The following is a 12,889-nucleotide window of genomic DNA, read 5'->3' as shown; positions in this document are numbered from 1 at the left end:
AACCCTTAAAATCTAAAAATCTTTCTCAGCCGCAAGCGCCCGGAGCCTTGTTGCACGACAGTTCCGGCTCGATCATACGCCTGAGGTTCTCAGTAACCTCTCTAGCATCATCTGCCCCCTCGATAATGTAAGGCTGTATAAGCATAACAACCTCACTCCTTGACTTATTCACGCTACTCTTCCCAAAAAGATACCCAAGCACTGGAATATCCTTCAACCAGGGGATACCGGTGTTTCCATCATCGCCACCTTCTCTAATCAACCCGCCCATGAATATAGAACCACCACTCTGTAGTGTCAGCGCCGTTTCCATGGACGTTCTGCTGATAGTGGGCGTCAAGCCATCCGCCCCACCTGATGAGCCGCCAGATGAACCACCACCTCCACCGGAACCAGAAGAGCTCACTTCCTGGCTGACAGTCAGATCCACTCTATTATTTGAGTAAACAACGGGCGAAACATTCAATATCACACCCGTTGACCGATAAGATATCCCTTGAATGATATTGGATGTACCATCAGTACTACTTCCGTCATTCTGGCGCGTTGTCGTAACCGGTACATCCGACCCCACATTTATATTTGCCTGCTGACCACTCTTCACCAGAACCCTGGGAGTAGCCAATATTCTGGCTCGATTATTCTGTGCAACCGCAGTTAACAGAGCATGCGCGCCGCCTGCTGTATTGATCAGATAACTGAACTCGCCACTTGGCCCCAGCTCAACCTTTTTTCCAATACTCGTCAGGCTATTCAAGTCCCCCGTACCAAAAGACCAGTCGATCCCGAAGCTTTTATTATCGACGAGATCCACACTGGCTATGGTTACCTCAATCAGAACCTGTCGCGCCGGCCTATCCAAGTGTTTGAGCATCGGCTGCAATTGTTGCCATGTGCGTCCCGGGCCACGGAAGAGGATGGCATTGCGATTTTCATCTTCGGCCAACGTGCCTCCACCCATCATGCTTGACGCCAGACTGTCCATCAGGCCGCTATTACCCGCTCCCCCCAAGAGCGCCTGGGTACCGGCCAACTGCAGCAACGGCGAAACGCCGGAACTCCTAGCGCCCCCCATGTCGTCCGAGCCGGAGCGATTGATCTTGGTACTGTCGGTTGCAGCACGCCTGGAAGCACTGTTGTTGAGATCCGGCGTCAAACCATAAGCGCCCCCGCCGCCCAAGCCAGACATCAGCGAACGCAGAGACCGGGCCAGATCGGTAGCGCGGGTATTGCGCACTTCATAGAAGAACAGCCCCTCCTTTTCACCTCCCATCCCATCTTCCACCACACTGGCCAGAGGAGCCCGATCTGCCTGCCGGGCCCATTCCCGAACCAGACCGAGGAGCGACTGCTGATTGGCGAAGACGATCAACCCGTTCGAACTCTCCAGCGGCACCAGTACGACGCTGCCGGATGCTTCCCCCAGCCCGACGCTGTAGCCCTGGGCAACAAGCAGGGTCTTGAGTTGTTTGGCGAGCGTCTCCGATGAGATGAAGGCCGGGTCGATACGCAGGCTGTACTGGCCTCTCATGAAGGGTTGGTCCAGCAGCACGACAGCCTTGGCCGCCTGGGAGACGATGGCCGACATTCCTTTGAGCATCAGCCCTCCGCGCGCACCATCGGCTGTGGCGGTAAGTCCCGACTTTTCATAGGCGCTGCTGAGCCAGGGAATCACATCCTTGGCGTCGACATTGTGCAACTGAACGAACTGGAATACCGGCCGGTAGGCGATGGGAACATCGGGACGGGCGTCCCCACTGATGAGGATCGGTGGCTCATCCGGACTCAGACCGATCTGCTTGATCTGGAAACGCAGCACGTCCCCCTGCTTGACGATCTCCACGCCGTAGTTGGCCATCACCTGGGAAGCCACGTTGTAGACCATCTGCGAAGTCTGCGGCTGCTCGAGCCGCAGGGTGACCCGGTCCGTTTTGTTCTTCAGGTTGTTATCGATTTCAAAGGAAAGTCCCAGGATGTTGCCGAACACCTCATTGATGAAGGCGGCCAAGGTTACGTCTTCGACATTGACGGTGACGTCGGCCTTGGTGTCGTTCAGCGTCAGACGGTCGGCCTTGTCCACCACTCCGTCCCGGGGCCCCTTGGTCGCCTGAGGCGTCGTCTCGAACGAGGGCCCTTGCGGAGGTCTTGCACCGACATTGCCATTGGCTGGAAAAGTCGCCCCGCCGGCGTCGGCCTCTGCGCTCCCTCCCGGGGATCCAGTGAGCAATGGCGCGGGAATGTTCATGGGATCGGTAGAACATCCTCCCGCTGCGCTTGCACAGATGGCTACCAGAAGTGCGCGCCTTACCAATGGCAGACGGACCTTACTCGGCTGGTACATAGAGTTTCCTTTCCTGATCTCCCCCTTCGTCAGGAAGAGAAAAACGAATTCCCTGATCATCAATGATTTCCAGGCGCTCGCCGCCTGGCAGGGCGTCATCCGGCAGATATCGCTGAGGTTGGGTCTTGGCCTCCTCGGCAATCAGCGCATAACGCTTACCTGCCACAGAAACCACACCCTTGAAGTGCCAAGCCACCTTGCGCTTGCTGACGGCCGACGCGGCACCGCCATTTCGCTCCGTCAGCGAGTCGCTTTGTACTCCCCACCAAGCGATAGAGGCGACATCCGCGGCAACACCGGCGCCAAAAGAATTTTCGGGATACTCGGGAAGGCTCCACTCAGTGTCTGAACTGGCATCCGATACCCCTTCCTGGGCTGGGTTGAGCAGCAATCCGCCAGAAATCCCCAACCCGGCGATCAGCAGATAAGAGCGAAGAGCTTTTTGCGGATTCATTGAACGATGTCAGAGCGAAGAGCTGGCTGGCCTGCAGGGTCCGTAACTCTGTCATTCCTTAACCGGCGCAAATGGCAACTGATGTGAGTGAAAACTCCGAATAGCACATCAGATAGAGCCAGCTATCCGGCGCGTAGCCTTGGAGGGTGTACGAAAAAACCGCGGAAACAGAATCACCTTCGTGATCGGCCGGAGACCTATATCGCGAGGTGCAACGAACACCCCGGTGCGGTCAGGAAGTTGATCAAGGCTCTGGGTTCCCGAAGCAGAAGATGGGCCAGCCATCACGATGATGATCGGAGGGTGCTCAGCGGCATCCTCCGGACTCTCTGTTCCAAAGCCACCAGGCGCAACCTGCCGGAATGTTTCGCACATCGGCAGTTCCGCGGCCGGCGAGCGACAGCACGCTTGATCAGATTATTGAAGGCTTATCGATTAGGCTGAATCAGGAGGGCCTGATTCAGTTGGATGCCTGAAGACCAGCCATGGAGCCAGGAGGGAGTACAGCAGACAGCTCTACACGGAGTATCCGGAGCGAGCTGACGAAGCGAGGTGGCGCCCCCTACTGGAGTCGAACCAGTATCTAGCCCTTAGGAGGGGCTTGTTCTATCCATTGAACTAAGGGGACGAAGCGGCGAGTTTAACGCATCCTGCGTGCAGTGTATCGGATGGAACCTCCAACCCTCTCCCCGGAAGGAGAAAGGCTCTATCCAATAGAGCTGCCGGGACGCGGCCGGGTCGGCATGTTAACGAGAGATGGCGATTTTGTCATGCCGCAGCCACTGGGCAGGTCCATTATTTTTTCAACAGGAGGACATACCGTGCATAACAGCTCAGTGGACCATGAAGCGACACCCGACTCGCCCTTCGCCACGTTCGATGTCCGCGTCGCCACGCCGGACGACGCCCCGGCCCTCGCGCCCCTGCTGCAACAACTGGGCGCCCAGGATCCCAGCCCGGATGTCGCACTGCTGGCGCTGGAGCTGGGCAACCGGCGCCCAACGCGGGTAACCCTGGTGGCCGAGCGCGATGGAACGCTGCTGGGCACGTGCACCCTGCATCTCATCGAGCACATCGCCCACGGCTTCGCGCGCTCGGCGATCCTCGAAGACATGGTGGTGGACAGCCGCGCCCGCGGCCAGGGCATCGGCCAGGCCTTGATCCGGCGTGCCGTGGAGTGGGCCAGCGGCTGGGGCTGTTACAAGCTGGCGCTGTCCAGCCACCAGGATCGGGAAATGGCCCACCGATTCTATGCAGCGATGGGATTCGCCCCACACGGCGTCAGCCTCTCCCTGCAACTCGACTGAGCAGGCTCAGACTGCCTCGGCGGTGGGCCCATCCAGCAGTTCGAGCAGGCTGTGCACCGTGGTCTCCAGCGCCCGGGAGTTGTCCAGCTCGACCAGCGGCCCCGGGAGACCGTCGGCAAAGTGCGCATTGCGCGCCAACCGCGCCTCGATTTGCGACAGGCTCTCCCTCCCCCTCGCCAGCAGCCGCGCACGCAGGACATCCGGTGAGACCCGCAGCAGTACCGCCAGCAGGTCCGGATAACGCTCCCGGGCCTGCGGCAGGTACTTGCGCGAGCCATTGACCAGCACGTGGTGCCCTGCGGCCAGCCAGTCCTCGATCTCCCGCGGAATGCCATAGCACAGGCCATTGGCGCGCCAGCACATGGCGAAGGCGGCCGCCTGCTCCATGTGCTCGAATTCTTCGTTCGTCACCGGGTGCGCATCCTCTCCCCGGGCTTCCGCCGAACGGGTAATGACGCGCCGGGCGATACGGCAATCCCGTGCGGCCAGTGGCGCGGCGGCGGCTTGCAACAGGCTGTCCTTGCCGGAGCCCGAAGGGCCCATCAGGTAAATGAGTCTGCCTGGGATCATGACACTCTCTGGGACCGCTGGATCGGTGCTACGTCGTTTCTGACCTGCCGGCCGGATGATACCGCCCACGGTGCAGGAAATCGGAAGAATCGCTATCGAAAATCCCCTAATGCCGGCTCGCCCCTGCACGCAGACAGCCCACTGTGCCATCATGCGCGCCCGCCGTGCACCCCTTGTCGCCGTGGCGGCGGAGCTCCCTGCAGTTCGGCTACGCTGTCAATATCGGACCTGCAGTCGCCTAAAACCCACCGAAGGAAAGGTCTGCCGAGGGTGTCGCATTTCGGACGATTGGTGCTGGCATTTAGCCTTCACTCGCACCACAATATGTCGCAGATTTGACGTCAAGTTATTGGTTTTCCTAAAACCGTTGACGACGCGCTGAACGGCCAACGGAAATCGCTGTCAAAGGGCCTGAACGAACGCTGACCCATGGCATCGGCCTCCCTGACTTACAGGTTTAATGTATGCGCCCATTGAAACAGGCAACCCCTACCTACTCCAGCCGCACCGCTGACAAATTCGTCGTACGTCTGCCGGAAGGCATGCGCGAGCGCATCGCTGAAGTCGCTCGCAGCCACCATCGCAGCATGAACTCCGAGATCATCGCGCGCCTGGAGCAAAGCCTGCTTCAGGAAGGCGCATTGCAGGACAATCTTGGCATTCGCCTGGACAGCCCGGAGCTGAGCCTGCACGAACGCGAACTGCTGCAACGCTTCCGCCAGCTGACCCATCGCCAGCAGAATGCCCTGATCGCCCTGATCGCGCACGACGCCGAGATGGCGCAGAACGACGCCTGAGCCGTCCGCAACACCGAAAACAGCCGGCCTCGAGCCGGCTTTTTCATGCCCGTCGTTTTTTTGCAAAGGGTGGGTGCAGACAGCACATCACGGGTACAAAAAAGCCGCCTCGCGGGCGGCCTTTTCGGCGCGACTGGCTACATCAGGAACAGCGTAGCCAGCCCGAGGAAGATGAAGAAGCCGCCGCTGTCGGTCATGGCGGTGATCATCACGCTGGAGCCCATGGCCGGGTCGCGCCCCAGGCGCAGCAGGGTCATGGGGATCAGCACCCCCATCAGCGCGGCCAGCAACAGGTTCAGAGTCATGGCACCGGTCATCACCGCACCCAGCTCCCAGTTGCCGTACAGGTAGAAGGCCACCAGGCCGATCACCCCGCCCCACACCAGGCCATTGACCAGCGCCACGCCCAACTCCTTGCGCAGCAGACGGTTGGCGCTGTTGACCTGCACCTGGTCCAGCGCCATGGCACGGACGATCATGGTGATGGTCTGGTTGCCGGAGTTGCCGCCGATGCCGGCGACGATGGGCATCAGTGCGGCCAGCGCCACCAGCTTCTCGATGGAACCCTCGAACAGGCCGATCACCCGCGAGGCGATGAAGGCGGTGATCAGGTTGGTGGCCAGCCAGGCCCAGCGGTTGCGCACCGATTTCCAGACCGAGGCGAAGATGTCTTCCTCCTCGCGCAGACCGGCCATGCTCAGGACTTCGCTCTCGCTCTCCTCACGGATCAGGTCGACCATCTCGTCGATGGTCAGACGACCGATCAGCTTGCCGTTCCTGTCCACCACGGGCGCGGAAATCAGGTCGTAGCGCTCGAACGCCTGGGCGGCGTCGTAGCCGTCTTCGTCCGGATTGAAGATCACCGGGTCGGTGGCCATGACTTCGGCCACGTCCTTGTCCGGATCGTTCACCAGCAGGCGCTTGATCGGCAGCACGCCCTTGAGGACGCCGTCGTAGTCGACCACGAACAGCTTGTCGGTATGCCCGGGCAGCTCCTTGAGGCGGCGCAGGTAGCGCAGCACCACTTCCAGGCTGACGTCGTCGCGGATGGTGACCATCTCGAAGTCCATCAGCGCGCCGACCTGATCTTCCTCGTAGGACAGCGCCGAACGCACCCGCTCGCGCTGCTGCGCATCGAGGCTTTCCATCAGTTCGTGGACCACGTCGCGCGGCAGTTCCGGTGCCAGGTCCGCGAGCTCGTCGGCGTCCATGTCCTTGGCCGCGGCGAGGATCTCGTGATCGTCCATGTCGGCGATCAGGGTTTCCCGCACGGCGTCGGAGACTTCGAGGAGGATATCGCCGTCACGCTCGGCCTTGACCAGTTGCCAGACCGTCAGGCGGTCATCCAGCGGCAGGGATTCGAGGATGTGGGCGATGTCGGCCGGGTGCAACTCATCCAGCTTGCGCTGCAATTCGGCAAGGTTCTGGCGATGCACCAGGTTTTCGACGAGGTCGTGATGCTGGCCTTCCTGACGGTGCGTCAGTTCTTCCACCAGCTTGTGCTTCTGCAGCAGGTCGACCACCTGACTGAGGCGGTCCTGCAGGCTTTCCTGCGGCTTCTTGGCTTCTACTTCGGTCATAGCACGCTCCACCCCCAGTGGCAGAACGCGCCATTGGGGATCAATACATCAGGTCGTGTGTACGCAATCGGGGTTCTGAGTAACTACTGGGTAAGTCCATGGTGGTTGTCCCATGCGCCCATCAAGGGCAGATGCGGGAAATGATAACACTCCGGGGTGTAATAGGCGTTACAAAATCACGGTCAGAACAATCGCTTGCGCCCGAAAGTTCGGTGCCGGTTCATCGCACGATACGACGCCCGAAATCCCCCACAAGACACCCGGCACCGGATTACAAGCTCAACCCCTAGGCTGCCGGCAGGCCCATCGTCACGGAGGAAAACCATGCGCCTGCCCGCCCTACTGTTTTCGACCCTGCTCCTGCTACCGACCTGCGAAGCGGCGACGGTGTTCCGTTGTACAGCTGCCGACGGCAGCGTCCTCTTCAGCCAGCTTGGCTGCCCCACCGACCAGCAACAGGAGCAGCAGAATGCCTCCAATCCCACACCGGGAAGCGGCAAGCCAGTACCGCTGGCGACTTCCGAGCCCACCTCGCAATCGCGTGCGGTACGACGCGAGAAAGGCAAGGACATCGACGACAGCGTCGTGGTGGTGGGAGAACAATAGAACGGCTGCGGCAATCGCGTTACCGGCCAGGCACGGCGCAAGGCGATCATCGAAGGCAGGATCAAGACCGGAATGACCCGCGGCGACGTGGAAAGCACCCTCGGCAGGCCGGACAAGGTCAGCCAGAACAACGGAACGCTGCGCTACCACTACCAGGCGGACAAAAGGCACGGCGCCCGCACCGTGACCTTCGACGAAGACGGCTGCGTGGCGGGCAAGGCGAAACGCTGAGAACAGCGCGTCACGGGCTTTTCGCCGAACAAAGAAAAAGGGCCTGCATTTCTGCAGGCCCTTTCGTATGTGGCGCACTCAGGAGGATTCGAACCTCCGACCGCTCGGTTCGTAGCCGAGTACTCTATCCAGCTGAGCTATGAGTGCGTCGTTGGTGCAGTTTAACCAGATTCACCAACTGGCTGCAGCTAGTCCGGAATTACCCTTCTTCGCCGCTGAAGCCCCGCTTTCGCGTTGCCTCTTATATGGCGCACTCAGGAGGATTCGAACCTCCGACCGCTCGGTTCGTAGCCGAGTACTCTATCCAGCTGAGCTATGAGTGCGCTGATGAGGGCGCAAATTCTAGTGTGATCTTTTCGCGCTGTCAACATGATTTTTCAATCATTTCAGTCACTTACGTAACCGGACAACTCAAGCACCAGAAGATGCAATGGCGGAGAGGGGGGGATTCGAACCCCCGACACCCTTTTGAGGTGTACTCCCTTAGCAGGGGAGCGCCTTCGGCCACTCGGCCACCTCTCCGCAACACGGGGCGCATGATAACCATGTTTTCCCCGTTTGCAAAGAAAATTTTTAAGGAAATTAATGGTTTGGTTCTTGGTCTTTCTCTTTCTGGATGCGCTGGTAGATTTCCTCACGGTGCACAGCGACTTCCTTCGGCGCATTCACACCGATTCGCACCTGATTGCCCTTGACGCCCAGCACAGTCACGGTGACGTCATCACCGACCATCAGGGTCTCTCCGACCCGGCGAGTCAGAATCAGCATTCCTTTCTCCTTACGAATTACGGATAAACAGTCTGCAAAAAAGAAATGGTGGCAGATTCGTATAGTTCAAGTGCGCGAATCCTTCACCCAAGTATTGACCAGTCCTGTCGGAATGAAAGTTCCTACCGGCCAGTCAAAAATGACAAAAGGCGCGGGTTAGCCGCGCCTTTTCAGATCCACTCCCCTCACTCGCCCTGTCGGGCCGGGGCATCGAGTTCGAATGCGGTGTGCAGGGCGCGTACCGCGAGCTCCAGGTACTTCTCCTCGATGACCACGGAAACCTTGATTTCCGAAGTGGAGATCATCTGGATATTGATGGACTCCTTGGCCAGCGCCTCGAACATGCGGCTGGCGACACCGGCGTGGGAGCGCATGCCGACGCCGACGATGGAAACCTTGGCGATGTTGGTGTCGCCGGTGGCTTCGCGCGCACCGATGTTGCTGGCGGTCTGCTTGAGGATTTCCAGGGCGCTCAGGTAGTCGTTGCGGTGCACGGTGAAGGTGAAGTCGGTGGTGTTATCGTGCGAGACGTTCTGCACGATCATGTCGACTTCGATGTTCGCGGCGCTGATCGGGCCAAGGATCTTGAAAGCAACGCCGGGGGTATCCGGTACGCCACGGATGGTCAGCTTGGCTTCGTCGCGGTTGAAGGCGATGCCGGAGATGATCGGCTGTTCCATGGATTCCTCTTCATCAAGGGTAATGAGGGTACCCGGACCCTCCTGGAAGCTGTGCAGCACGCGCAGCGGGACGTTGTACTTGCCGGCGAACTCGACCGAACGGATCTGCAGGACCTTGGAACCGAGGCTGGCCATTTCCAGCATCTCTTCGAAGGTGATCTTGTCCAGGCGGCGCGCATGCGGCACTACGCGCGGGTCGGTGGTGTAGACGCCATCCACATCAGTGTAGATCTGGCATTCGTCGGCCTTCAGCGCCGCGGCCAGGGCCACGCCGGTGGTATCGGAACCGCCACGGCCGAGGGTGGTGATGTTGCCGTGCTCGTCCACGCCCTGGAAACCCGCGACGACCACGACGCGGCCGGCCTTCAGGTCCGCGCGGATGTTGGCATCGTCGATGCTCAGGATGCGCGCCTTGGTGTGCGAGCTGTCGGTCAGGATGCGCACCTGGTTGCCGGTGTAGGACACCGCCGGCACGCCGCGCTTGATCAGCGCCATGCTCAGCAGCGCGATGGTCACCTGCTCGCCGGTGGAGACCATGACGTCCAGCTCGCGCGGAATCGGCTGGTCCATGATCTGTTTGGCCAGGCCAATCAGGCGGTTGGTTTCGCCGCTCATGGCGGACACCACCACGACGATGTCGTCGCCCGCTTCACGGAACTTCTTCACCTTCTCGGCCACCTGCTCGATTCGCTCGACGGTGCCGACGGAGGTCCCTCCAAACTTCTGTACGATCAAAGCCATTTCAAAAGCCGCCTGATTCCTGAAGGGCGCCCATTAGACATGCATCACCGCATGCTGCCAAGGCCCGCCGGACGCGCTGCGGGCCCCGGTATTTCAGGGCCTCAGAGGCCCTGTTCGACAAAACCACGCGCCAGCGCCAGAGCCTCGTCCAGCTTGCCGGCATCGACGCCGCCGCCCTGGGCCATGTCCGGGCGACCGCCGCCCTTCCCGCCCACGGCCGCAGCCGCCTGCTTCATCAGATCGCCGGCCTTGAGCTTGCCGGTGAGGTCCTGGGTCACGCCGGCGACCAGCACGACCTTCTCCTCGAATACGCCGCCGAGCAGGATCACGCCGCTGCCGAGCTTGTTCTTGAGCTGGTCGACCAGCGCCAGCAGCGCCTTGCCGTCCAGCCCGTCGAGACGGGAGGACAGGACCTTCACGCCGCCGACCTCGACCGCGGAACCCGCGAGGTCGTCGCCGGCTGCGCTGGCGGCCTTGGCCTTGAGCTGCTCCAGCTCCTTTTCCAGCTGGCGGTTGCGTTCGATCAGGCCGGACAGCTTGTCCAGCAGGTTGTCACGGCTGCCCTTGACCAGGCCGGCCGCTTCCTTGAGCTGCTCTTCCGCGCCGTTCAGGTAGGCCAGCGCCTGGGCACCGGTCACCGCTTCGATACGGCGCACGCCGGAGGCCACGCCGCCTTCGCTGGTGATCTTGAACAGGCCGATGTCGCCGGTGCGGGACACGTGGGTGCCGCCGCACAGTTCGACGGAGAACTTGCCGCCCATGCTCAGCACGCGTACCTGATCACCGTACTTCTCGCCGAACAGCGCCATGGCGCCCTTGTTCTTGGCGGACTCGATGTCGGTCTCTTCGGTCTCGACCTCGGAGTTCTTGCGGATCTCGCGGTTGACGATGTCTTCCAGCTGCTTCAGTTGCTCGGGCTTGATCGCCTCGAAGTGGCTGAAGTCGAAGCGCAGGCGCTGGCTGTCGACCAGCGAGCCCTTCTGCTGGACGTGATCGCCCAGCACCTGGCGCAGCGCGGCGTGCAGCAGGTGAGTGGCGGAGTGGTTCAGCGCGGTGGCCTGGCGCACGGAAGCGTCGACCTCGGCCTTCACCGCGGAGCCGACGCTCAGGCTGCCCTGGGCGACCACGCCGTGGTGCAGGTGCGCACCGCCGGCCTTGGTGGTGTCGCGCACATCGAAGCGCACGCCGGCACCGGCGAGGTAGCCGCTGTCGCCGACCTGGCCGCCAGACTCGGCGTAGAACGGAGTCTGGTCGAGGACGACCACGCCCTCCTCGCCTTCGCCCAATTGTTCGACGGCCTTGCCGTCCTTGAACAGCGCGATGATCTGGCCGGCGCCGGAAACGCCCTGGTAGCCGAGGAAGCGGGTGTCGCCGTCGACCTTCACCAGGCTGTTGTAGTCCATGCCGAAGGCGCTGGCGGAACGGGCGCGCTCGCGCTGGGCCTCCATCTCGCGCTCGAAGCCTTCCTCGTCGAGGGTCAGGCTGCGCTCGCGGGCGATGTCGTTGGTCAGGTCGACCGGGAAGCCGTAGGTGTCGTACAGCTTGAACACCACGTTGCCGGGGATGACGCTGCCTTTCAGCTCGGCGAGATCCTGTTCGAGGATCTTCAGGCCCTGCTCCAGGGTCTTGGCGAACTGCTCTTCCTCGGTCTTCAGCACGCGCTCGATGTGCGCCTGCTGCTGCTTGAGTTCCGCGAAGGCCCCGCCCATCTCGCCCACCAGCGCGGCGACGATCTTGTGGAAGAAGGTGCCCTTGGCGCCCAGCTTGTTACCGTGGCGGCAGGCGCGGCGGATGATGCGGCGCAGCACGTAGCCGCGGCCTTCGTTGGACGGCAGCACGCCGTCGGCGATCAGGAAGCCGCAGGAACGGATGTGGTCGGCGACGACTTTCAGCGACGGCGCGTCGTCGTTGGCGCAGCCGATGGCCTCAGCGGAAGCCTTCAGCAGGCTCTGGAACAGGTCGATCTCGTAGTTCGAGTGGACGTGCTGCAGCACGGCGCTGATGCGTTCCAGGCCCATGCCGGTATCCACGCTCGGCGCCGGCAGCGGGTGCATGACGCCGTCCGCGGTGCGGTTGAACTGCATGAATACGTTGTTCCAGATCTCGATGTAGCGGTCGCCGTCTTCTTCCGGCGAGCCGGGCGGGCCGCCCCAGATGTCGGCGCCGTGGTCGAAGAAGATCTCGGTGCAGGGACCGCACGGACCGGTGTCGCCCATCGCCCAGAAGTTGTCCGAGGCGTAGGGAGCGCCCTTGTTGTCGCCGATGCGGACCATGCGCTCGGCGGGGATGCCGACTTCCCGGGTCCAGATGTCGTAGGCCTCGTCATCGCTGGCGTAGACGGTGACCCAGAGCTTTTCCTTGGGCAGGTTCAGCCACTTGTCCGAGGTCAGGAATTCCCAGGCGTAGGTGATGGCGTCGCGCTTGAAATAGTCGCCGAAGCTGAAGTTGCCCAGCATTTCGAAGAAGGTGTGGTGGCGCGCGGTGTAGCCGACGTTTTCCAGGTCGTTGTGCTTGCCGCCGGCGCGTACGCACTTCTGGCTGGTGGTGGCGCGGGTGTAGGCGCGCTTTTCCAGACCGAGGAAGCAGTCCTTGAACTGGTTCATGCCTGCGTTGGTGAACAGCAGGGTCGGGTCGTTCGCCGGGATCAGCGAACTGGACGCTACGCGGGTATGTCCCTTCTCTTCGAAGAAGCGGAGGAAGGCTTCACGGATTTCAGCGCTTTTCATAGATTCTTCCACGGAAAAATGCGGCCACAAATCGCCGGCAAAGGGCCGCATTATGATCGGCCCTGCGTACTCGGTACAGAGTGTTTGT

The 12,889-nt window shown here is 61.3% G+C and carries 11 protein-coding genes and 4 tRNA genes; 4 read left to right on the top strand and 11 right to left on the bottom strand.

Annotated elements, in window-relative coordinates:
* Window positions 1-25: 25 nt before the first annotated feature.
* The 3 genes from AC3B6A_RS08080 to AC3B6A_RS08070 form a co-directional block, all read right to left on the bottom strand.
* On the bottom strand, window positions 26-2,080 hold the full coding sequence (locus tag AC3B6A_RS08080) for a secretin GspD/PilQ domain-containing protein (protein ID WP_488401861.1): 2,055 nt from the start codon (window positions 2,078-2,080) through the stop codon (window positions 26-28).
* 244 nt (window positions 2,081-2,324) lie between these two features.
* Complete coding sequence (locus AC3B6A_RS08075) at window positions 2,325-2,795, bottom strand: hypothetical protein (protein ID WP_488401860.1); 471 nt, start codon at window positions 2,793-2,795, stop codon at window positions 2,325-2,327.
* A gap of 553 nt (window positions 2,796-3,348) precedes the next feature.
* Window positions 3,349-3,423: transfer RNA gene (locus tag AC3B6A_RS08070), tRNA-Arg, on the bottom strand.
* 193 nt (window positions 3,424-3,616) lie between these two features.
* On the opposite strand from AC3B6A_RS08070, the gene AC3B6A_RS08065 reads away from it, so the two are divergent.
* Complete coding sequence (locus AC3B6A_RS08065) at window positions 3,617-4,102, top strand: GNAT family N-acetyltransferase (protein WP_488401859.1); 486 nt, start codon at window positions 3,617-3,619, stop codon at window positions 4,100-4,102.
* A gap of 6 nt (window positions 4,103-4,108) precedes the next feature.
* Here AC3B6A_RS08065 and phnN read toward each other — a convergent pair whose 3' ends face one another.
* Window positions 4,109-4,669, bottom strand: a complete 561-nt coding sequence (gene phnN, locus AC3B6A_RS08060) for a phosphonate metabolism protein/1,5-bisphosphokinase (PRPP-forming) PhnN (RefSeq protein ID WP_488403544.1) — start codon at window positions 4,667-4,669, stop codon at window positions 4,109-4,111.
* A 467-nt stretch (window positions 4,670-5,136) separates the two neighbouring features.
* Here phnN and amrZ point away from each other — a divergent pair, with 467 nt between their 5' ends.
* Complete coding sequence (amrZ, locus tag AC3B6A_RS08055) at window positions 5,137-5,469, top strand: transcriptional regulator AmrZ (RefSeq protein ID WP_015476477.1); 333 nt, start codon at window positions 5,137-5,139, stop codon at window positions 5,467-5,469.
* 137 nt (window positions 5,470-5,606) lie between these two features.
* Here the strand turns inward: amrZ and mgtE are convergent, their stop codons facing one another.
* Entirely contained in the window at window positions 5,607-7,049 is a 1,443-nt protein-coding gene (gene mgtE / locus AC3B6A_RS08050) for a magnesium transporter (protein WP_488401857.1), read from the bottom strand.
* A 324-nt stretch (window positions 7,050-7,373) separates the two neighbouring features.
* Here mgtE and AC3B6A_RS08045 point away from each other — a divergent pair, with 324 nt between their 5' ends.
* Together AC3B6A_RS08045 and AC3B6A_RS08040 are read left to right on the top strand one after the other, a co-directional pair.
* Window positions 7,374-7,655: a DUF4124 domain-containing protein gene (locus AC3B6A_RS08045; protein ID WP_488401855.1), complete on the top strand. Its 282-nt coding sequence runs from the start codon at window positions 7,374-7,376 to the stop codon at window positions 7,653-7,655.
* 72 nt (window positions 7,656-7,727) lie between these two features.
* Window positions 7,728-7,886: a hypothetical protein gene (locus AC3B6A_RS08040; RefSeq protein WP_488401853.1), complete on the top strand. Its 159-nt coding sequence runs from the start codon at window positions 7,728-7,730 to the stop codon at window positions 7,884-7,886.
* A 70-nt stretch (window positions 7,887-7,956) separates the two neighbouring features.
* Here AC3B6A_RS08040 and AC3B6A_RS08035 read toward each other — a convergent pair.
* The 6 genes from AC3B6A_RS08035 to alaS form a co-directional block, all read right to left on the bottom strand.
* Window positions 7,957-8,033, bottom strand: a tRNA-Arg gene (locus AC3B6A_RS08035).
* 99 nt (window positions 8,034-8,132) lie between these two features.
* Window positions 8,133-8,209 (bottom strand) — tRNA-Arg (locus tag AC3B6A_RS08030).
* 108 nt (window positions 8,210-8,317) lie between these two features.
* Window positions 8,318-8,408 (bottom strand) — tRNA-Ser (locus AC3B6A_RS08025).
* A 60-nt stretch (window positions 8,409-8,468) separates the two neighbouring features.
* Window positions 8,469-8,654 carry a carbon storage regulator CsrA gene (csrA, locus tag AC3B6A_RS08020; RefSeq protein WP_003085981.1) on the bottom strand — a complete coding sequence of 62 codons (186 nt, stop codon included), beginning with the start codon at window positions 8,652-8,654 and terminating at the stop codon, window positions 8,469-8,471.
* A 185-nt stretch (window positions 8,655-8,839) separates the two neighbouring features.
* The gene (locus AC3B6A_RS08015; protein ID WP_488401851.1) at window positions 8,840-10,075 is read right to left on the bottom strand and encodes an aspartate kinase; all 1,236 of its coding nucleotides are present in this window, start codon (window positions 10,073-10,075) and stop codon (window positions 8,840-8,842) included.
* 101 nt (window positions 10,076-10,176) lie between these two features.
* Window positions 10,177-12,801, bottom strand: coding sequence for an alanine--tRNA ligase (alaS, locus tag AC3B6A_RS08010; RefSeq protein ID WP_488401849.1), 2,625 nt, complete (start codon window positions 12,799-12,801; stop codon window positions 10,177-10,179).
* Between the last annotated feature and the right edge of the window lie 88 nt (window positions 12,802-12,889).

The organism is Pseudomonas sp. B12(2026) (assembly GCF_057767015.1).
This window is presented reverse-complemented; position numbering and strand designations above follow the sequence as displayed.